The organism is Colwellia sp. TT2012 (assembly GCF_001440345.1).
In the GTDB taxonomy this organism is placed as follows: Bacteria; Pseudomonadota; Gammaproteobacteria; order Enterobacterales; family Alteromonadaceae; genus Colwellia.
Genome location: NZ_LJYX01000018.1, coordinates 23948 through 44995, shown reverse-complemented (window position 1 = coordinate 44995; position 21048 = coordinate 23948). Strand labels below are relative to the sequence as shown.

Below are 21048 nucleotides of genomic sequence, written 5' to 3'. Positions count from 1 at the left end.
ACAGAGGAGCCAGAACTTCATCGAACTACCGTATAAAAAGGCTTTGGTTGCAGCCAAAGCTTGGGCCTCACTTTACCTAAACTTGTTTTACAATAGAATTAAAAGATGGGTATATTATCCATACAAGCACTTCAAACGGAACAAAAACAGTTGGTTAGGTTCCGCTTCGCTTCACATTATAACCAACAATTTTTGTCCGCTTAAGTGGGCGTTAGTTTTACAGGAATGTATTGATGTCAAAATTTAAGATATTTGTTACTGCAATTATCTTAATATTCGTTATCAGTGGAGTGGTTAGTCAGAGACATGCCTTATCATGTGAATTGATTGGACTTTCAAATTACGTTGAGATTAGCCCTAATGTTTTTATTAGCCCAGAAGCACAAAGAAATAAACATATAGAAATTTTATCCATAATTAGTGCTGGAAAAAAACGAATAACTAGTACTTATGGAGCAATGGTTTCTTTTCCTAAGATAGTGATTGTCATGAATAAAAATGAAGTGGCTAGCTTTGCGATAAACTCAGTTGGACAAACGTACCCTTCGCCAATAGGACAATGTGTTGTGATTGGTCCTGATGGACAAAATACAGATGTTGTTTCACATGAACTACTTCATGCTGAGGTTATACATAGAGTTGGATGGATTAACTATATGTTTAATATACCATTTTGGTTTGGTGAAGGTATTGCAACAATAGTTGATCATAGAGAACACATATTAGTTAAAAATATCTCCTTAACAAGAGATAAAGTCGAAGGTGTTAAGTTAAAAGGTTTAGATTTTTTTACAGATGGTAATACTTATGAAAACTATTTAGCAGCCCGCCTTGCAGTGGATGATCTTGATAGGACTTCGTTATATAAAAACCTAGCTAAGATCCGAGATGGTGAGAAATTTAACGATGTATTTAAATTTTAAAACTAACAAGCACTTTAAACGGAACAAAAACAGTTGGTTAGGTTCCACTTCGCTACACATTTTAACCAACAATCTTCGTCCGCTTAAGTGGGCGTTAGCTTTTAAAGGAAGTATCGTGATACGATTAACAAATTTATTCCGTATTGTTTTTCTGCTTGTCGGGGTAATTTCCACCTCAGTGCATTCTCACCCTAAAAATGAAGGGGTGTTAAATGAAATGAAAATATTAAAACAAGAATATAAACTACCTTCTTTATCACTTGCTATTAACATTGACAATAGATTAGTTTTTGCTGGTGCAATAGGGTACGCAGATATAGAGGAAGGCAAAAAAGCTACTGTAGAGACTCAATACTCGGTAGGTAGCCTTGCAAAACCGATGACAGGTATCGCATTAGCTAAATTGGTTGATTTAGGGAAGATTAGTTTAGACTCATTAGTCAGCCAGTATATTAAAATGCCTGACTACACAGATTCTTTCACTGTAAGAGAATTAGCGTCTCATATAGCAGGTATCCCACACGATACCCCAGAGCGTGACGAAGCTGAATTTGTAAATACAAAAGATCACAAAAGCCCGTTTGACGCATTCTATGTGTTTTCTTCCCATTCACTTTTATTCAAACCCGGCACTGAGTATAAATACTCATCTAATGGATATATTTTGTTGTCTGCGGTTATTGAGCAAGCAGCAAATATGAATTACGTTGATTTTCTTCAATCTTCATTGTGGTCAAAATTTGGAATGAAAAGCACGGAACTTGATACGTCATTTGCGGGGGAAAAGCATGAAGCGACTTACTACTCTGATTACAAAACTGATGGTAAATATGTCATGTCAACCACAAATCGAGATAGAAGCTTTCTTTTTGGCGGTGGTGGGTTTATATCGACACCCATTGATTTAGTCAATATGGCACAAGCAACATATAGTGGTAATTATTTGTCAAAAGAAGTGAGACAGGAAATATATACTCCGACAAAATTAAGAAATGGTGAAGTTAATTCTGACAAATACTCACTTGGTTGGCGTGTTGGCTCAATAAGATTAAACGATAATGATAAACAGACATGGACGGTTTTACATCATGGTGGGGTAACAGATAAAGCTTCAACTGCATATTTGCTGGTTATACCAGAATGCAATGCCTCGATTGCATTTGCAACAAACTATATACCAGATAAATTTTGGCGAATGCGCCCAAAAATGGCCGAAATATTGAAGTCACATATTAACATTGAAGAGTGTAAAAAAACCTAGTATCAAGTTTGAAGTGCAACAATAGCCACAGGGGCTTGCTTCATAAACAAAATGTAGCGTTGCCTGTGGGTATTTGGATTGATATTGCCGCGCCAATTTTGTAATGGCTGCTTTGGTGGTTTTTACTTTGCCATAATGAATGGGCTTTGCGCCACGTTGGTCTTCTATGTGCGCCACTTCTGTTGAGATTTTATGGGTATCTAAGCCAATGAAAAGTATGTTATGTTTGTACATGTTAGCCTCCAGTTTATATTGTTTAACACATATATTATGGCTCTGGTTTTACTAACCCACGAATCTGGAGGCTAGCACCTCGTGGGAGTCATTATGTCTATACGTTTCAGGAGGTTTGGTGAATAACTCAGAGTTTATTACAATAATCGAAGATGTTGTTTCCACATCTGCGATTGAAGATACTATAGATAATTTAGGTTCGCCTCCTGGTAGAAAGCCAGATGAAAATTTAGTTAAAAAATCGGTTTGGTTTAACTCGTTGAGTAATTCTGATAAGAATATGGTTAAAAGTATTATATCTGATGCTGTAAATGAATCTGTTTTTGGCTTTCTTTGTGTATTAGATGGAGTGAGATCAATCTCTAAATCTGGGGATTCCAATAACCTTAAGTTAACTCATGGTAATACTCTTCTCAACGAGACAGAGAATGAATTATTACACGACCTGTATAAAAACGTATAACAAGTAAATAAACAAGGACACGTAACAGTTGGCTACGTTTCGCTTCGCTACACAATTTTAGCCAACTATTACTTAGCCTGTTATTAGGGCGTTAGAGGTTTTATCAAGGATGGTGTTCAATTGAAAAATTTAATTATTCTCATAGTTATTTGTGCTGCTGCTTGGCAGTTCTACTTTAAAGACAGTACTCTTGTCGAATCAACTCATACAAAAGCTGTTTCAGAATTCTCAAACAGTGACGCTATGAAAACCTTAGCTCAAGCTAAAGAGATAGCTAAGCCTAAGGTTACCTATAAATGCGATGGCAGACAACATTGCTCTCAAATGACATCATATGAAGAAGCGAAATACTTTATCCGCTATTGCCCCAATACGAAAATGGATGGCGACGGTGATGGTATTCCGTGCGAAAGACAGTTTAATAAGTAGAGGTGCTTTCAAACCTCTACAAGAACATCAAACGGAAAAATAACAGTTGGGCATCGCTTCGCGATTATAGCCAACCATTATTTTCCGCTTAGCAAGGCGTTAGGTGAAATGGAGTTTACATGAAACTGTTACTAATATTATCGATGTTTGCATCATCTGCATTGGCATCAAAATTTGACATAGATACTTATTCTACCTCTTTAGACTTTGCTCAGGTTACGCATGTTGAAGCAACTCAAAGAGCTAGCGGTAGTTGGTGTTTTGATACTTCAGTTCGACACAATGACGAAGGCTGGGATCATTACGCAGATAAATGGGAGGTTTTAGATTTAGAGGGCAATCAACTCGGATACCGTTCACTTGGTCACCCTCACGATAATGAGCAACCAGTTACACGTAGTCGTTGTAAAATCAAAATTCCATCAGAAATTTCTAAGGTAATAGTAAGAGCTAAATGTAATAAACATGGGTTTGGTGGTAAGGCATTGATCGTTGTTCTAAAGACAAAATAGGGTATATTATCCATACAAGCACTTCAAACGGAACAAAAACAGTTGGTTAGGTTCCGCTTTGATCTTGTACCACTTTGGTGGACAGTTATTTATTTAATTGTTACCAAAGAGGTTAATCATGGGATATACAAGAAAACGTCATTACGATCAATATTCATTAGCGTATAAACTTCATGCTGTTTTACTCGCTTCCCAGCCAGGTGTTTTAGCTAAAGACGTAGCTAGTTCCTTGGGGAGCAAAGCAACAAAAGCCGAATTGAACGCGCGAACGGGTATTGCAGTGAGTAATACTTATTAAAGTATGGGTGTCCGATTATTTCTATTTATTTCTGTTCCATGGGGAGTTTACGTTTCCTGATGGTAGCAACTCCAGATTGTGCTAATGCATCAGCAACGAGGCTAGGCTCTAATAGCTCACTTAGTGCAGTAAACTCGGTGAAATTGTTTTGTGAAACTTGTGATAAAGCGGTAGATAGCTGCAAAAGAAAAGGCTCCTGAATAAATTCAGAAGCCTTTATAACCTAACCAGAAGATCGGTCAATGGATCTTAAAAATTTCTTAACTGATCTGCATTACCGTAAGGCGCTTTTTTATGTTTGTCGCTTTTTAACTCTGCCACCCATAATAATAATGACAAGTAAAAATATCTGGCTAATAAATCCCATTTAAAGACCGTAGTAAGCTCCCCAAGGTTCTTACTTTACTTATTCATAACCAAAATAATTAATTCCGGTTAGGTTTGTTTTTGGAGCTAAAGTTTTTGAGTGTCCAATATTCCTTGAGGTATACCAGCGACCACATATAAGATTTGTGCTAATTAAAACTGAGTATCAGCAGGAGATAAATTCATTGTCCTCATATGCGCGAACGCTGAATACGCAACTATTTAAGTAAAAAAAACCGAACATATTGCTATGTTCGGGTTCGGCATCAAACCATCAGATTAATCTAAATCAACCTGTAAGGTAACATTTGTACTGCTACCATTGCTATGGGTGTTGATCATCAACCAACCTTGCTGACCAGTCACGACAATTTTTTCATTGTTAGACATGTTAGTCGATTTGTATTGATGATCAGTCGGTGATGGCCAGTTGCCGTAGCTAGCGTATAGATCAACGTTACCGGTACCACCACCGGTGCGGATTGTTACCGTAGTCACATCACTATCTATGTAAATAAAGAAGTCACCGCTGTTCGCAGTGGTACAGATCGCTTGACCGTCTTCCACTTTGTTATAACCAAGAGGCTCTTGACTTACACATGCATTTGGTAATGAATCAGTTGGTACCGCTGGCGTGTATGCTGCCATTAGTGCCACATCACTAAATTCAGAATAAGCTCGAACCATCACATGATAAGTACCTGTTTTTGGCAAGGCAATTGTCACTGTTTCATCATTACCACTTTCATAAGGACGATAATCGTATTCTGATTTAGTCGGTTCACGATCAAAAGCTACATAAAGATCAGCATCGCCTTGGCCACCAGAAGTAACAAAGCTTAACGCTGTTGCACCTTCAGTAACTTGTAACGTATAACGTACACTCTCGCCTGTTCCAGCCGTTAAACCTGTTACCGGTACACCGTTAACTAGCACATTGTCTGCTGGTATTGGTATTGGTGTCGTGGTTGACGTATCAAATGTTGCTGTGATAGTCATGTTGTCATAGCTTGTGAATGCTTTAAGCATTACATGGTAAACACCAGCTGTTGGTTCAGCTATTTGACATGATTCTTCATTACCAGTGACAAAAGGACGACAATCGAAGCTCTTAGTTGTTGGTACCACACCAAAACGGGTATAGATGTCGGCATCACCGCTACCACCAGTGATCGCAATATCTAGGCTGGTAGAATTTTCAGGCACAGTCACGGTGTAGAAAACTTCACTACCGCGTTCGGCACTTTGACCAGTCAATCTAACACCGTTAACTAACTCGGTAGCGTCTGTTGGTATCGGAGCGGTTGTCGCACAGCCAGAATCAATACCAACCACGGCAAATGAGTCTTGAATATCTTGTACACTCAACCCTTTATCGATTGCAGCAGAACATACCCCTTGAGCACCGGCGGTAAAGGTTGAGTTAGCAGTCCAGTATAGTTGGTTGGCTAAAGTGAAGACTTCAAACGCAGTGCGAGTGTTCCAACCAGCTTTGTGAGCTAAGGTATAAAATACTTTATTATAAAGACCCGAGCTGTGGTGAACGTCGATGCCATCGTAATAATCATTAATATGAGCAATTGAACGGTTGTCTTTAGTTGGATCATCTAAAAAGCGCATGCCATCAGAAAACTTCATTAGCTCGCCGCCAATAATCCAATCGTTGGTGCCTTTCATGAAATACTCTGCCGCTTCACCTGCCATATCAGAGAATGATTCGTTCATGCCACCTGAATGACCCATATAAACTAGTCCAGAGTTTTGTTCGGTAAAACCATGGCTGACTTCATGAGCCGACACATCCAATGTAACCATTGGGTACATCACCGAACCACCGTCGCCAAAGGTCATTTCACGACCATTCCAAAATGCATTTTGGTAGTTATACCCGTAATGCACTTTCATGGTCAGCTTAAAGTTAAGCGGTGCAGCATTAAACCAATCTTGATACATATCAAATATAACATTACCAAAGTAATGGGCATCGTTTAATGGTGAAAAAGCACCATTAATGCTTTTGTAATTATTTTCTGGGCAGTTAAATTGAAAAATGCTGCCGCCCCATGTTTGATGATTCATATCGATAGTATTAACATTCGAAGTGCTCATACGACAATTTTCATCAACGGTTAACGCTGGGTAATCGACGCCATAAACATAACGACCAGTTTTAGTATTGCCACCTGGGCCAGTTGCCTGACGCATGGTTAAGCCTTCCCACTTTTTGATTATCTCACCAGTGTTGGCATCAATAATCGCATATGGACGACTTGGGGTTGGCTGATGTACAAAATAAGACGTTAGGTAAACCAAACGCGCTACGCCATTGTCATCAAGATAAACAAACAATTCGCTTTGTTCATTTTCAGTTCTCACTTGAACCAAGCTAACATTATTAATGTTATTGCTAGCGCGTAAAATATTTAACGCTGCTTTATCTGAATATTTAGCTTTTGTGTTCTTAATATCACCAGCGATACCGGTCAAAATATTACCTTGAGCGGTGCTACCGATAGTCGATGTCATGCTCATGATGCCAGGAACAGCAGTTGGAGCCACTACCGAAGTACCATATACTGGCACGCCCATGTAAAGCTGTTGATAGCGAGTCTTTTTAGTGCCATTGGTCAAGGTCACTGTTTTGACAGCTTTAAAACCAAGACCTGTTAGGGCAGTTGGTTGAGCAGTCATTGAATTGATTGCGCCTTGATTAAAATCGATCGTCGCAGCGTTAGATAGTGTTGCAGCCTGTGCCATGCCCGAAAGGACTGACGTTACGGCAAGAGCCGTTAAAGATAAGTATTTCATTTAAAATTTTTTTCCTAGTTATTGTTTTACCAGCAGTAAACCACCAGTTGATGCTGTTCCTGGTCGAACTAAGCTAATATTCTGACCTGGTCCAACATTTTAGTTATCTGGCAGGTTAATTATAAGTTATACGGCAGTTAATCAACAGTAATTAACTCTGCTGTCCATAACAATAAACTCTGCCACCCATAACAAATACAAGTAATAATATCAGGCTATCATTGTACTTTTTCTTTGATAAAATAGCCTTTAACCCAAGGGAATAGCCATTTTTTTTACTTTCATTTGTTTTTGTTACAACTCCTTAGCTATTCCCCTTGCGTGTATACAATATACATATATAGTGTTACTCATCTAAATAATTATAATTTCTCATTTATAAGGTTAAGCATGAACTTAAAGCCAACGTTACTCTCATTGGTGATTACCAGTGCAATTTTATCCGGTTGTAATGCCACTACAGATAAACACGCGACTAAGTCACCAGCAACTTCTGCCGAGTTAACAACAGCACAGGGCTCTTTAATACCGGTAGCAAGTGTGATCCCACATCCATCAGATATGAGTGTTGATATTACGGCTAGTGGCAGAGTATCAACGCTAAATAGCATAGAGGTAGTTAAGGTTGGTAAAAATATTCCTTATACCTACAGTTCAGGTCGGGTAAATAATACCCCAGGGTTTGACTGGTACGTCAGTAAACATTTTGCCCTTAAAAGTAACCGGCCAGAAGCTCAAGTGCTCTTGTATATGGAATTACTGGAAAGTTCTTTTCCACACTATATTGAACTATTTGGCATGACACCGCCAGATATGGAAAATAAACGCATGGCAGCCGTTTATGGTTCCAGTAAAAAAGAAACTAAAATATTTGTAACTGACGATAACATAACCCGAGGCATCAGTGCGGGTGGCGAAGCGATGTTTTATAACCTTGTAGGTTATAGTTTCCCCAGTGCGCGTGAGCAACATCAACGATATATTGTCGTACATGAGCAAGGTCATGTTTTTCAAATGTCGTTAATGGACTATCCGGGTTGGTTACCTACTTGGTTTACCGAAGGCACTGCTGACGCCTTGGCGCATCATTATTATGATCCTGAGAAAAAACAGTTGAAAGTGATGGTATTTGATCGCGCATCACCCATGGATTATGTGCGCCTAGGTTTAAAACAATATGAAGCCTTAAATAGCCCAAGTATTGAGGACATGACTAATAACCCGAGTTTGTATCGTGGCATAAACTTTTTCATTGTGCATTTTATGTTAGACGATCCAGACAGATCACATAAATTTAAAGCGTATCGCGATGAAATGGCGGCAAAACGTCAATCGGATTATGGTAGTGGTAAAGCATTATCTCATCAGTTGATGATGGATATTTTTGGCGATTGGGACAAGGTAGAAGCGCAGTTTGTTGAATATGTTGCCAGCATTGATAAAACATTTAATACCGCTGCTGGGCCTTGGGAACAAGATGGCAATAAATTATGGGTACGGGTATTAAATAATAGCTACGAACATGGCTCTCCTCGTATGGATGTCCGCTTAAAACCGGGTGAAAAACCTAGCTATAAGTCATTTAAATTTGACCAGCCTGTAGGTGAAATGTCGTCATTAATCATTAAACCTGTCCGTGGCAATGATAATCCTACGGTAGCATTAACGATAGATTATTTAGCTGATCATTTACATCGTGGTCATGCTGGCATTGGTTTAGGTTTAAAGATCAGTGATGAAAATCAGCAGAGATTAACAGCGGATAAAAAAGTTGGCACCTTTAAGCAAAAATCGTATAAACCTGACGAAGATGAATTACTGCAAATAAAAATAGTTAAAGGCAATACTATTGTGGTTAATGCAAGTTCTTTGGGTGGAGAAGATATTAGTTATTCTATATCACCGCAGATGGTTGCTGATTTAGAAGCACAATTAAAACCTAAGTTGGGTCTGTCGGTTACTATTAATGCGGACCATTTAACTATTTTACTTAAATCGAAAGCGAGTGAGTATAAGGTGAACTTTTCCATATCGAATGATGTGCGCACTAAGTTACTTGATAGACATATGGCAATATTGGCGGAAAATGCCGAGCATAGACTCACGGCCTTTTTTGATGATGGTAGAGACCTTAACCCTGTACCGAGAGACCTAACCACTAATCTAGAAGTTAACCCGTGGGCTAATCCAGCGGATCGTGCTATTAGTCGTTTATTTAGAGCCATGTGGCGCTTAGGAGATAAGGTTCCTAGTGAGTTATCAGTCATGTATGAATATATGATAGATGCCACACCAAAAGACCGTAAAACTCAATTAGCTTCTTTAGCTAAATTGAATGCTGCTAGTGCTAGCTTAGTTACGGCCATTGTTAATTCAGGCGCTACTAAAGAGAAGGTTAATCATGCTTTAGAAGAGCTATCTGGCTTACACCTGCGTTTAGAGTGGCGTCAAGAAAAGGCCAATGGTGAGCAAGTTGTTTCAGCAGTATTGCGTAACCAAGGTGCTGCAGTTGCTAATGCGAACATAGTATTGAGCCAAGAAGGCAATAACAGCTTTACTAAAGACCTTGTGTTAGCCAGTGGCGATAAAACCATACAAGACTTAACGACTACGTTAGCGACTCGTACCAGCAAAAAGGCGATAACTGCCAAGGCAACTGTTGAATGGCAGGGGCAGTTAATTGTGCTAACGGTAACTCAAGGTGCTCGTGTCTATCCTTGGTCGTCCATGGCAATCGTTGAAGATGCAAAAGTCATTGGCAAAGAAGTATTAATTACCAGTGAATTTAGAGGGCCACATGCAGGAGAAACTAAAGGTAAAATAATGGTACAAGCGTACCCTTCAGATATTTTTGAAACGTCATATTATGAAGAAGAAATTACCATGGCACCTTACGAAATTCGTCAGTTTAGTCATAAGTTTACTGTAAAATCAGGCGCTAAAGCCAAGCCTAATGCGGTTGATGTTACTTTTGAATTGGTCATTGACGGTGAACCCGTGTTGATCAGTCAAAGATCTGAGATTAAATAAAATAAACAGCTAACTAACCTTGCTCTAGCCTCACAAGGGGCAGATTAGTTATGCTATAAAATTAGGGAAGATCCTGCTTTTCTTTTGCACTTCCTCTTTGATGTTGCAGCATTCGCCTTGTTGTTAATGCTGCAATTTCCTGTTTGAACTGTTCACTATTTACTACCATCCATCCCTACGACGATTTATTCTTACTTATTACGATTTAACACTATACATAAGTTAAAAAGAGTGTAACTATATCAATACAAATCGCGTATTTAAATCTTTACGATTTCTTGTTTTTGTTTTTGGTTGAGCTGTAGCCCTTATTAATCGCTGTTCTCCTTCCTTGAATTTCACATGTTTAATCTGTTTATTTAGCTAGCGTACACCCACTTTAAAAGTCCACTTGGTGGAAAATAGATTAATTAAGGAAAAGTCATGACAACAACTAGCGAATTAAGCGCAGTGCCAACAAGCTCAAATGACATTCATGTTAATGCCGAGCATGTATTAATTACCCCGGATGCGTTACGCGCTGAGTTACCTTTGTCAGCAGCAGGACGTGACTTTGTGCAACAATCACGTAAAACTATTTCAGCTATTATTCACAAACGTGATCCGCGTTTATTGGTAATTTCAGGTCCATGCTCTGTTCATGATGTTGAAGCGGCGAAAGACTACGCACGTCAACTAAAAGCATTACAGAACAAGCATAAAGGCTCTTTGTATGTGGTTATGCGTGTGTATTTTGAAAAGCCGCGTACCACAGTGGGTTGGAAAGGTCTAATTAACGACCCACATATGGATGGCTCGTTTGATGTTGAAACTGGCCTGCGCAAAGCCCGTGAATTGATTCTTTACTTAACAGAGCTTGGTTTACCATTGGCAACCGAAGCACTTGATCCTATTAGCCCACAATACTTGGCTGAAGTATTTAGTTGGTCAGCGATTGGCGCTCGTACTACCGAGTCGCAAACTCACCGAGAAATGGCCAGTGGTTTATCCATGCCAATCGGTTTTAAAAACGGTACTAATGGTAGTTTAGGTGTGGCAGTCAATGCATTGCAATCAGCCGCTTCTCCGCATCACTTTATGGGCATAAACCGTCAAGGGCAGGTTGCCTTGATTCAAACCCGAGGTAACCCGGATGGTCATGTTATTTTACGTGGTGGCGCGACGCCAAACTATGATGCCGCTAGTATTGCCGAGTGCGAAGTAGTATTAGCTAAACAAGCCATTGATGCCGGTATCATAGTTGACTGTAGCCATGGTAACTCGAACAAAGATTACACTCGTCAGCCATTAGTTGCCCTAGATGTGGTTGAGCAAATTTGTACGGGTAATAAATCGATTATTGGTATAATGTTAGAAAGTAATATAAATGCTGGTAATCAAAGCAGTGATTTAGCCAAAGCAGACTTGGCTTACGGTGTCTCGGTTACCGATGCTTGCATTGACTTTGCTGAAACCGAACGATTATTAGCCGATATCGATGCACGCCTATCGGCTTGTTTAACCGCGCGCATTGCCTAAAAGTTTTGCCGACCGGTTCTTTAACTAAGGTATGTAGCTAAGGTATTAAACGCGACTTATGTCGCGTTTTCTATTTTAAAGGCTTTGAGCAATAATATTAAAGAATATATTTTAGATAATATGCTTTAGATAAAATGTTTATAGAAGAGAGAGCAATGACGAATTCAGATCCCGACTTTGATAAAAAATTAACCAGCTTACGTGATGAAATTGATGAAATTGATAGTGATTTAGTTCAGCTATTACAAAGGCGACTTAACGTTACCAGTAAAGTAGGGCAATTAAAAAGTAGTGTCGGTAAACCTATTTATGACCCAGTACGTGAAGCAAGTTTATTTGCTAAAAGGCGTTTACAAGCCAGTGAAGCTGGGCTATCTCCTGACTTAATTGAAGATGTGTTACGTCGTTTAATGCGAGACTCTTATGTCAGCCAAGATGCTAGTGGTTATCGCTGTGTAAACCCTGAGTGTAAAAAGATTGTTGTGGTTGGCGGTAAAGGACAGTTAGGTGCTATTTTTGTTGACCTGTTTCGGCGCTCTGATTACCAAGTTGAGATTATTGAGCAAAACGATTGGCCCAACAGTGCGGCTATTTTAGCTGATGCCAGCGTGGTCCTTGTTGCTGTGCCTATTCGTCTAACCACCATGGTTATTCATCACCTGAATAACTTGCCAAAAGATTGTATCCTGGCCGACTTAACCAGTATTAAAGAGTCACCTATATTTGAAATGAAAAAGGCACACTCAGGTCCTGTGGTAGGTTTACACCCGATGTTTGGTCCTGATGTTACTGGTTTAATTAAACAAACCATTATTAGTTGTCAAGGTCGCTACCCTGAAAAATATCAGTGGTTACTCGAGCAATTTGAAGTGTGGGGCGCGAAAATTTACCCGGTTGAAGCCCACGAACATGATCAAGCCATGTCCATGGTACAAGTGATGCGACATTTTTCTACCATTGTTTATGGTTATCATTTAATGGCAGAAGGTGTGGATATTGAAAAGTTGGTGGCAATGAGCTCGCCTATTTATCGATTAGAGTTGATCATGGTTGGCCGGTTATTTGCCCAAGATCCGACCCTATATGCTGACATTATCTTTGCTAACAAAGACAATGTCAGCATGATGAAACGATTTGCTTATCGATTCTTAGAGTTACTCGAAGATGTCAGCCTTGATGATAAAGATGCCTTTGTTGATATGTTTAATCATGTCTCAGATTGGTTTGGTGATTATGCCGGTGACTTTCTAGAAGAAAGTAAATCCATGCTATTAAAAGCCAACGAGCTGAAAAAGCATTAAGCGGGAAAACTGAGTTATTAATCCCGATATTACCGTTGTCAGAAAACCCTGGTTTAGCTTGCTAATAACCTAGCGAATACCTCTGCCTCTTCAGGGGAATATTGCATAATTTCTTATATAAGCTATAAAAATAGATGCAAGGCTAAAACTAAATGAAGCGTTTTTTTTAATTAAAACTATATATTGACAGCATCCTAGTAACCATGTGAATAAAGTAAGTTTATTTATGATGAAATATTTTAAGCTATGTTTTTATTGTGTTTTCTTATGCATGGTTACTGCAGGTATTACGGCGGAAAAAGATGATTTAACCTCCCTAGTTATTGTTACTGGAAATTACCCGCCAGCTATCAACGAGGCTGATGAGGATAAAGGTTATGTTTCTCGGCTCGTTGCCGATGCTTTTGCTTTAGAGGGCATCAAAACTAAATTTATCTTTGTGCCCTGGGCGCGGGGTTTGCGAATGACAAGGTTGGGCCATGAAGCTTGTATTATGTATTACGGAAAAACACCCGATAGAATTAAAGATTTTATTTTTAGTGAGCCTCTATTTGAAGAAGAGTGGCTTTTCTTTCACTTAAAAAAGACCCCAGTTGAATGGACAAAGTTAACTGACTTATCTCGATATATCATTGGGGCAACATTGAGCTACACCTACAGTGAGGAGTTTCATCGGCTGGCAGATCAACAAGCATTAAGTGTTCACTGGGTTGCCAGAGATAAGCAAAACTGGCAAATGTTAATGGCCGGCAGAATTGATATTTTCCCCAGTGTAAAAACCGGTTGGTATCAATTGCGACAACTTTATAGTGAAGCCACAATAAAGCTGGTTACCACCCATCCTAAGCCCTTAAAGTCACAGTTAAACTATTTACTCTGTTCTAAAGAGCACCCCAATGCCGAGTATTTCAGAGATAAGTTTAACCAAGGTTTTACTAAGTTAAAAAAATTGCGTCCAATTTCTTATTATATTCCAGATAGTAACGGTGAGAAGTGGCCAGTTGAAAGCAATTAATCAATTACATCACTAACCATAAAAGCTATAAGTTTTTTAGCGGTAAATCATATTATTAGCAAGCTAATTAGGTAGATATTATGAAAAAGCTAACAATTTTTTTATTGCCCTTATGCTTTTCTCAGGTATGTTTTTCTACTGAAAAAGAAGAGCTGAGCAACAAAGTAAAGCAACTTGAAATAGAAATACAGCAACTAAAAAAGGCAGTAAATGCAGCGGGTAACATTACTGCAGAAAAAAAAACTGCGGGTAAAAAACCCGTTGCAGAAGAAGATGCTGGCATTACTCTGGGTGGAGCGGTGCGTTTTCAATACGTATATGAAGATTACAACGATGCCAATACCAGTCGAGGCGGAGACTTAGACTTTGATCTATTTCGCCTTGATTTAAATGGTCAGATTGGTGGGGTGATATTATCTGCGCAATATCGCTGGTTTCAATACATGAATGTTATTCATCATGCTTGGCTTGGTTATGATTTTGACGAGCACTGGCAAGGACAAATAGGTATAACACGGGTGCCATTTGGCAACTTAAATTATAACTCTCACAATTATTTCTTTAGTAGTAATTACTACGTTGGTTTAGAAGATGACTATGATGCCGGTATCAAATTTATTAGAAAAACGGCTACACATGATTTACGGCTGGCCTTTTTCTTTACCGATGAAATGGGCGGTATAGATGGTTATGTAGACAATCGAACCGATAGGTATTCTTACGATATAGTTGGTGTACGTGCAAGTGACGAGGGAATTTATCAGCAACCTAGCCTAGAGGCTGCTGAGCACAACACCTTCAATGTACGTTATGCCTATCAGTTAGCTAATGTTGAATTGGGTTTTTCTTGGTTATCAGGAGACATACGAGATGCGACATCATCAATAGGTGATCGTACCGCCTTTGCCATACACACTGACGCGCAATTTAATCGTTGGAATGTAAAACTACAATATACTGATTATAAATATGATTTTGATAGTTACTCACCACAAATAGCCGTTGGTGCTTATAGTTTTTATGATTCTATTCCCAGCGAAGCTAAACTTTATACTGTTAATGTTGCCTATTTAAAGCCGGTCGAATTTGGCCCCATCAGCTCATTAAATTTTTATAACAACTACAACATGATGACTGATAAATCAGGCGATTTTAATAATGACACTATTATGAACGTATTAGGGGTCGCTATTTCAGCCGGCGCACTTTATACCTATGTCGATTTAGTTAGAGCAAAAAATCAGCCTTTCGTTGGCGGCACCATGGCAGGGGATAGTGATGACTGGCAAACAAGGTTTAATATTAACGTTGGTTATTACTTTTAACGTATTTTTAAGATATTGCTAATTTTAATTTATTTAAGAATGTACCGGCACTATTAGCCATGGTCGTTGCCGCAGAAAAGTATAATCACCCGAATTCATGTTCCAAGTGCATGATATTTTCTTTTCTTAGTTTAGAAAATAAAAGCGCTGAGTTGATTAAGTCAACGCAGCGCTTTTATGAGCTTAGTTAGTCTTTAAATTTAAAAATTAAACTACCAAATTTTCACGCGTTGCTCTGGTGCTAAGTAAAGTTTATCGCCTTCTTTTACATCAAACAGCTGATAAAATTCAGGGACATTACGGACCACACCATTCACTCGATACATGGCAGGTGAGTGGGGATCGGTACTGATTTGATGTTTTAATGCTTTTTCACGATACTTTTTACTCCAGCTTTGTGCGTAGCCCAAGAAAACACGTTGTTCACCAGTAAAGTCATCAATAACAGGCGAAGGTTTATCTGCTAAGGACATTTTATATGCCAGCAGTGAAATGCTTAAGCCACCAAGGTCGCCAATGTTTTCACCCAAGGTGAAAGTACCATTAACATGAACATTTTCAAGGGGTTCAAACTCATCGTATTGGGCCACTAACTTGTTAGTTCTGCTTTTAAACTCAGCTTTATCGGCATCTGTCCACCAGTTACGTAAAACACCATCACCGTCAAAAGCACTGCCAGCATCATCAAAACCATGACCAATTTCATGACCAATAACGGCGCCGATAGCCCCATAATTAACAGCATCTTCGGCATTTAAGTTGAAAAATGGTGGTTGTAATATTGCCGCAGGAAACACTATTTCGTTTAACGGAGGGTTGTAATAAGCATTAACCGTTTGTGGCGTCATAGCCCACTCATGTTTTTGTACCGGGCCATTTTGTTTATCTAAACCCTGTTGGTAAACTACTAAAGCAGAGCGTTTTAAGTTACCAAACAAATCATCTTTTTTGATGGTTAAGGCTGAGTAATCTTTCCAGATCTCCGGGTAACCAATTTTAGTGGTAAACTTAGCTAACTTATCTAACGCCTGCTTTTTGGTTTCAGCGGTCATCCAATCAAGGTTTTCAATGCTAACTTTATACGCTTTGATTAGATTATTCACCAATTCTTCCATACGTGCTTTAGCTTGCGGTGGGAAGTGTTTTTTTACATAAACCTTGCCAACTACTTCACCTATATTTTGATTCACTACGCTAACACCACGGCGCCACATCGGCAGTTGTGTTTTTACGCCACGTAATGTTTTGCCATAAAATTCAAAGTTTTGTTGGTCTATCTCTTGGGTCAATCTAGTTGCCGTACTATTAATAACGCCCCACTTTAAGTAGACATGCCAGGTATATATTGGTGTCTCTTTGATGATGTTATTCAGCGCTTTCATGTAGTCCATTTGCGTAATAACAACGCCATCGATATCGCTAATGCCAGCTTGTGCTAAGAAACCGCTCCAGTTGAAATCAGGCATGAGTTTGCTTAACTCTTTGGTCGGTATCTTATTATAAAGAGCAACCATATCGCGCGTTTGCTCTTTTTTCATCTGCTGACTAGCCAATTTTGTTTCTAAGGCAAAGATATCTTTAGCGGCTGCTTTTGGATTGGCTAATCCGGCTAGGCTTAGCATTTTTTCTATGTGAGTAAGGTAACTTGCTCTGAGCTCTTTTGAGGCATCGTCATCTAATAAATAATACTCTCTGTCCGGTAAACCCAAACCTGATTGCCAGGTATATCTCATATAAGAGTTTGGATTTTTAAAATCGACATATTGAGCAAGATTAAATGGAATGGCATAACCGAGTTTATTCGCCACGGCAAAATGTATCGCTAATTCATCATAATTGCTAATGTTATCTATTTGGCTAAACTCATGATGAATAGGTGCTAAACCAATTTTATTACGGGTATCCCAATCAATATAAGATTGATATAAATCACCAACTTTTTGCTCATTTGAGCCTTGGACAAAGTCACCACTAGAAGCCGCTTCGATAATCGCTCTAACGTCACTTTGAGATTGCTCGTGCACTATGGTGCCTACACCATAAGATGATTTGTCAGCTGGAATTTTGGTTTGCTTTATCCAATTGCCATTCGCATAAAGGTTAAAGTCATCGCCAGGTTTTACTGTGGTATCTATGGCCGTAATATTTAGCCCTGAAATAAGCACGGGGCCGCTATTCTCATCAATTGATGCGTTTAAGTTATTGCTATTATTGCAGCCCATTAACCCTATGAGCACGGTTAAAGAGACTAATGTCTTTTTCATGGTAACGTCCTTTTTGTATTATTATTGCTGGTATAACTATTTATTATTGATAAGTAAGATTAACACTTGGATAAAATGTTAATCATTGGTAAATAAGATATCAGAAAATGTAAGTTGCCGCCAATTCGCTATTAGGAGGTTTGCTAAATAAGTTATCGGTCAAAAAAAGCGTATTAGCTCAGCCAAAAGAGGCTTATTTCGCCTTGCTACTTGTTCTGCTAATTGCGCTCTTAAGGTAAGCGGTTTTTTTTGATTAAATTTTAAGTGACCCTCAATGCTGCTAATGGTGAGGGTAAAAACGGTTATCGCCTGTAGCATGTGTTTAATAGCGTTTTCGTTTTCATTGGCATCGCTATTGCCACTGCCGTTGCTATATGCAGCAGCAAGGGACCAAGGGGTATTTTTCTCAGATGATGTTAAGCCTTGTAGTACCTTTACTTGCTCAAAATGATCACTGCTGGTCAGCATGTGTTGGTATTTATCATCAAGGTTAGTTACCTCAGTAACCTGACCTCTAACATGCACTTTTGCGTAATTCCATGTTGGCACACTTTGCCTTGCACTATGCTCAACACTGACATCATGAGGGGAAATATAATCATCTTCACCGTGAAATATTAGGCTGATGTTTGTGTCTATTTTGAGTTTTTTGTGAGGCGGAAAAACCCTGATTAATCATAGCGGCTAGAAAAGGCATTGATTGGTTATCACCAACATCAGCATAATCGGTACTTTGATAACTAGAATACTGCTTAAATAGTGCGGTGATTTGTGCCGCGTCAGCGTGGTAATTAGTTAATTTCCATTGGTGAGTCAATGTGCTGCTTTTGGCTTGGAAGAACTTGATCAATTGCAGTTTAGGTAACCACACTAATTGATATTCAGTGTGTTTACTTTTAAGTACATAGTGTTGCTCTAATTGACAGCCCGACTTTTTTTGTTCGACCAGTTGCATCTCCTCGAGCTTAGGCGTTACTACTAATTGATAAATATTTCGCCACTGTGGCTGATAGCGCAATTCATTGGCCTGATACTCTATGGCATGTTGATATTGTTCAAAGGCTCGGCTTAACGACAAGCGATTAGCTTTTAACGACCAAATATCATTAATGCCTTGGCTAATATCTCGTTGTAGCACTTGATTCTTCTGGCGGTGTAATTCAAAGGTTTTTTTCTGTGGTACTGCTTGCATTGGTGTGTTTCTTCGTCCCTGCTTGCTCGATACTTGCTGGCTAACATCATAATAAGCACTGAGTAAGTTGGGCGAAATGTTACATTCACTGGCGCTACTGCTGAACGATAGCGTTAACAGGAATATTGTTGACAGTAATAAAGTGATAATTTTCATAATAAGTTCATTTTGATGCTAATAAGGCAGTGAGTAAAATAAAGATAAAGAAGCTGCATGTTTTGTGCTAAACAGGGCAGACTCCTTATCTTTTTAGCGCTGATAGTAAAGATAACGCTGATAAATCCTCGTTAATCCATGGCCATTTCAGCTTTTTTTACCAAGTCAGCGGCATAATCCATTACGTGGAAAATAATACTTTGCTCATTGGTACCGGTAATTAAATGTGCGCCAGGGCCCATGGCATAAATACCGACATCTTCACCGGCATGTGTCTCAGAGCCTCGGGGTACCAGAGTTTCTTGGTGAAAACCGCTAGTATTAGTATCAACCAGGGTAAGATCTTGACGGCCAGTTACTGCATCACCGTTATAGCCTGCATCGGCATTAGTTTCAGCGCCTAAATCTCTAAAACCTTTGCCGTTGGTATAACCTAATGTGGTGTAAGGCATGCCATCCTTTGCTAGGCTTGGTTCAGTTTCTCCTACCGCTACCACCTTGCCTAAAATTGGATTACCACGCTTTGGATAACCAGCCATAGTAAATACATGGCTATGATCGGCAGTAACAATAATTAAGGTCTCTGCAGGGTTGGTTGCCTCAACAGCTGCTTGAACGGCATCGGCAAAGGCAATAGTATCGGTTAATGCCCCATAAGCACTGCCCGCATGGTGAGCATGATCGATTCGACCCGCTTCAACCATTAAGAAGAAACCTTCTTCATTATTATCCAGTATATCGATAGCTTTACTGGTCATTTCACGTAAAGACGGTTCACCTAAAATATCATTTTTACGATCTGCTTCATAGTGCATATGTGATTCATTAAATAAACCAAATAAGTGTGATGTGGTATTGGCATCAACCGCATCAAAGCCCGCTTGGTCAATAACATAACTGCCCGTGGGATATTGCACTTGCCATTCAGCGGTTAAGTCTCGACCATCGGTTCTATCACCTTCAACAGCACTGCTCGCATCTGGACTATTAAATGCCGCATCTTTTGGCAAGAAATGGCGTCTGCCACCCCCTAATACCACTTCAAGACCGTCAACATCTGCGCCAGGAAAACGACTTTCAATATTGCTTTCAAAGTTGATCAGTTGTGAGGCTATATCCTGACAACCCGCGGCAATGGCTTCGGCAGGCATATCGGAAATATCTTCCCAATTTCTTTCCGCAGATTTAGCATAGGTTGCGGCTGGTGTCGCATGCGTAATACGTGCAGTCGATATAATGCCGGTTGATTTTCCTGCTAGTTCGGCCAGTTCTAAGGCGGTCACCAACTCATTACCAAAGAGTGTCGAGCAATCGCCGCGACTAATGGCTTCACTAACACCAATGACGCCGACATCTGTTTTCACCCCTGACATCATTGCTGTCATTGTGCCGGCAGAATCGGGTGTTTGTGCATCAACATTGTAGGTTTTAGCAAAACCAGAATAGGGGAATTTGTCAAAACTTAACTGATGTTCTTCACCCAATTTACCTAATTGTTGGCCAGCTAAAATACGCGCGGCGGTAACGGTTGATATGCCCATACCATCACCGACAAATAATATGATATTTTTGGCTTTTCCCCGGGTATTAACCAAGGATTTAGTATTCAATTTCGCCTGTGCTAACACACTTTGCCCTTGCTCATACCAAAGGTTATTGGTGGTAGCCGTTAATGCTGAACCTTGAATTTTGGTAATTGTTGGTGTACAAACAAACTCAGTTGCCTCAATCTCGCTAGCGTCTAAAGTACCAGAGCCATCATTATCTAAGCCTGAGTCAATTTTCACGCCACCGTTCAGGCACTGCTCATGGCCAACACTGACTAAAGTTTGCTTAATCAAACTGTTTACACCCTTATCACCGCTAGTGCCGTCATTGCCGTCGCTGCCTTCGCAACCCGCTAATGTGGCTAACACGGCTAATGATATTAAATTTAATGTTTTCATTGTTAAT

Annotated in this window: 17 protein-coding genes and 1 pseudogene; 11 read left to right on the top strand and 7 right to left on the bottom strand. The window is 39.5% G+C overall.

Annotated elements, in window-relative coordinates:
• The first annotated feature begins 233 nt into the window (after window positions 1-233).
• A complete protein-coding gene (locus ASU03_RS13395) occupies window positions 234-923 on the top strand; it encodes a hypothetical protein (protein WP_057832311.1) in 690 nt (229 codons plus the stop codon).
• The gene (locus ASU03_RS13390) at window positions 889-2184 is read left to right on the top strand and encodes a serine hydrolase domain-containing protein (RefSeq protein WP_082627282.1); all 1296 of its coding nucleotides are present in this window, start codon (window positions 889-891) and stop codon (window positions 2182-2184) included. The genes ASU03_RS13395 and ASU03_RS13390 overlap by 35 nt, the downstream gene beginning before the upstream one ends.
• 21 nt (window positions 2185-2205) lie before the next feature.
• Here the strand turns inward: ASU03_RS13390 and ASU03_RS13385 are convergent.
• Window positions 2206-2418: pseudogene (locus ASU03_RS13385) on the bottom strand (IS110 family transposase); the annotation flags it as partial.
• Window positions 2419-2536: 118 nt separating this feature from the next.
• Here ASU03_RS13385 and ASU03_RS13380 point away from each other — a divergent pair.
• From ASU03_RS13380 to ASU03_RS13365, 4 genes are all read left to right on the top strand, one after another.
• Window positions 2537-2881 (top strand): hypothetical protein, encoded by a 345-nt coding sequence (locus tag ASU03_RS13380; protein ID WP_057832308.1) that lies wholly within the window; start codon window positions 2537-2539, stop codon window positions 2879-2881.
• A 120-nt stretch (window positions 2882-3001) separates the two neighbouring features.
• Entirely contained in the window at window positions 3002-3310 is a 309-nt protein-coding gene (locus ASU03_RS22115; RefSeq protein ID WP_057832307.1) for an excalibur calcium-binding domain-containing protein, read from the top strand.
• A 119-nt stretch (window positions 3311-3429) separates the two neighbouring features.
• The gene (locus tag ASU03_RS13370; RefSeq protein WP_057832306.1) at window positions 3430-3822 is read left to right on the top strand and encodes a hypothetical protein; all 393 of its coding nucleotides are present in this window, start codon (window positions 3430-3432) and stop codon (window positions 3820-3822) included.
• 118 nt (window positions 3823-3940) lie between these two features.
• The gene (locus ASU03_RS13365; RefSeq protein ID WP_057832305.1) at window positions 3941-4120 is read left to right on the top strand and encodes a hypothetical protein; all 180 of its coding nucleotides are present in this window, start codon (window positions 3941-3943) and stop codon (window positions 4118-4120) included.
• A gap of 25 nt (window positions 4121-4145) precedes the next feature.
• Here the strand turns inward: ASU03_RS13365 and ASU03_RS20000 are convergent, their stop codons facing one another.
• Together ASU03_RS20000 and ASU03_RS13360 are read right to left on the bottom strand one after the other, a co-directional pair.
• Window positions 4146-4304, bottom strand: a complete 159-nt coding sequence (locus ASU03_RS20000) for a transposase domain-containing protein (RefSeq protein WP_197411252.1) — start codon at window positions 4302-4304, stop codon at window positions 4146-4148.
• 461 nt (window positions 4305-4765) lie between these two features.
• A complete protein-coding gene (locus ASU03_RS13360; RefSeq protein WP_057832304.1) occupies window positions 4766-7294 on the bottom strand; it encodes a M4 family metallopeptidase in 2529 nt (842 codons plus the stop codon).
• 390 nt (window positions 7295-7684) lie between these two features.
• On the opposite strand from ASU03_RS13360, the gene ASU03_RS13355 reads away from it, so the two are divergent.
• The 5 genes from ASU03_RS13355 (at window position 7685) to ASU03_RS13335 (ending at window position 15483) form a co-directional block, all read left to right on the top strand.
• A complete protein-coding gene (locus tag ASU03_RS13355) occupies window positions 7685-10324 on the top strand; it encodes a hypothetical protein (protein ID WP_057832303.1) in 2640 nt (879 codons plus the stop codon).
• Window positions 10325-10747: 423 nt separating this feature from the next.
• A complete protein-coding gene (locus ASU03_RS13350; RefSeq protein WP_057832302.1) occupies window positions 10748-11842 on the top strand; it encodes a 3-deoxy-7-phosphoheptulonate synthase in 1095 nt (364 codons plus the stop codon).
• A 155-nt stretch (window positions 11843-11997) separates the two neighbouring features.
• On the top strand, window positions 11998-13143 hold the full coding sequence (gene tyrA, locus ASU03_RS13345; protein ID WP_057832301.1) for a bifunctional chorismate mutase/prephenate dehydrogenase: 1146 nt from the start codon (window positions 11998-12000) through the stop codon (window positions 13141-13143).
• A 226-nt stretch (window positions 13144-13369) separates the two neighbouring features.
• Window positions 13370-14158, top strand: a complete 789-nt coding sequence (locus tag ASU03_RS13340) for a substrate-binding periplasmic protein (protein ID WP_082627280.1) — start codon at window positions 13370-13372, stop codon at window positions 14156-14158.
• 80 nt (window positions 14159-14238) lie between these two features.
• On the top strand, window positions 14239-15483 hold the full coding sequence (locus ASU03_RS13335) for a hypothetical protein (RefSeq protein ID WP_057832299.1): 1245 nt from the start codon (window positions 14239-14241) through the stop codon (window positions 15481-15483).
• Between the two features lie 212 nt (window positions 15484-15695).
• Here ASU03_RS13335 and ASU03_RS13330 read toward each other — a convergent pair whose 3' ends face one another.
• From ASU03_RS13330 to ASU03_RS13315, 4 genes are all read right to left on the bottom strand, one after another.
• Window positions 15696-17747 (bottom strand): M13 family metallopeptidase, encoded by a 2052-nt coding sequence (locus tag ASU03_RS13330; RefSeq protein ID WP_057832298.1) that lies wholly within the window; start codon window positions 17745-17747, stop codon window positions 15696-15698.
• Window positions 17748-17906: 159 nt separating this feature from the next.
• The gene (locus ASU03_RS13325) at window positions 17907-18341 is read right to left on the bottom strand and encodes an FMN-binding negative transcriptional regulator (RefSeq protein ID WP_231731588.1); all 435 of its coding nucleotides are present in this window, start codon (window positions 18339-18341) and stop codon (window positions 17907-17909) included.
• A 10-nt stretch (window positions 18342-18351) separates the two neighbouring features.
• Window positions 18352-19095, bottom strand: coding sequence for a hypothetical protein (locus ASU03_RS13320; RefSeq protein WP_057832296.1), 744 nt, complete (start codon window positions 19093-19095; stop codon window positions 18352-18354).
• A 131-nt stretch (window positions 19096-19226) separates the two neighbouring features.
• Window positions 19227-21041, bottom strand: a complete 1815-nt coding sequence (locus ASU03_RS13315) for an alkaline phosphatase (RefSeq protein ID WP_057832295.1) — start codon at window positions 21039-21041, stop codon at window positions 19227-19229.
• Window positions 21042-21048: the final 7 nt, after the last annotated feature.

Coding starts and splice junctions, on each gene's coding strand:
- ASU03_RS13315 (WP_057832295.1), bottom strand. CDS start 21,041: ATGAAAACATTAAATTTAATATCATTAGCCGTGTTAGCCACATTAGCG.
- ASU03_RS13390 (WP_082627282.1), top strand. CDS start 889: ATGGTGAGAAATTTAACGATGTATTTAAATTTTAAAACTAACAAGCAC.
- tyrA (WP_057832301.1), top strand. CDS start 11,998: ATGACGAATTCAGATCCCGACTTTGATAAAAAATTAACCAGCTTACGT.
- ASU03_RS13340 (WP_082627280.1), top strand. CDS start 13,370: ATGATGAAATATTTTAAGCTATGTTTTTATTGTGTTTTCTTATGCATG.
- ASU03_RS13365 (WP_057832305.1), top strand. CDS start 3,941: ATGGGATATACAAGAAAACGTCATTACGATCAATATTCATTAGCGTAT.
- ASU03_RS13395 (WP_057832311.1), top strand. CDS start 234: ATGTCAAAATTTAAGATATTTGTTACTGCAATTATCTTAATATTCGTT.
- ASU03_RS13350 (WP_057832302.1), top strand. CDS start 10,748: ATGACAACAACTAGCGAATTAAGCGCAGTGCCAACAAGCTCAAATGAC.
- ASU03_RS13360 (WP_057832304.1), bottom strand. CDS start 7,294: ATGAAATACTTATCTTTAACGGCTCTTGCCGTAACGTCAGTCCTTTCG.
- ASU03_RS13320 (WP_057832296.1), bottom strand. CDS start 19,095: ATGAAAATTATCACTTTATTACTGTCAACAATATTCCTGTTAACGCTA.
- ASU03_RS13355 (WP_057832303.1), top strand. CDS start 7,685: ATGAACTTAAAGCCAACGTTACTCTCATTGGTGATTACCAGTGCAATT.
- ASU03_RS13370 (WP_057832306.1), top strand. CDS start 3,430: ATGAAACTGTTACTAATATTATCGATGTTTGCATCATCTGCATTGGCA.
- ASU03_RS13335 (WP_057832299.1), top strand. CDS start 14,239: ATGAAAAAGCTAACAATTTTTTTATTGCCCTTATGCTTTTCTCAGGTA.
- ASU03_RS13330 (WP_057832298.1), bottom strand. CDS start 17,747: ATGAAAAAGACATTAGTCTCTTTAACCGTGCTCATAGGGTTAATGGGC.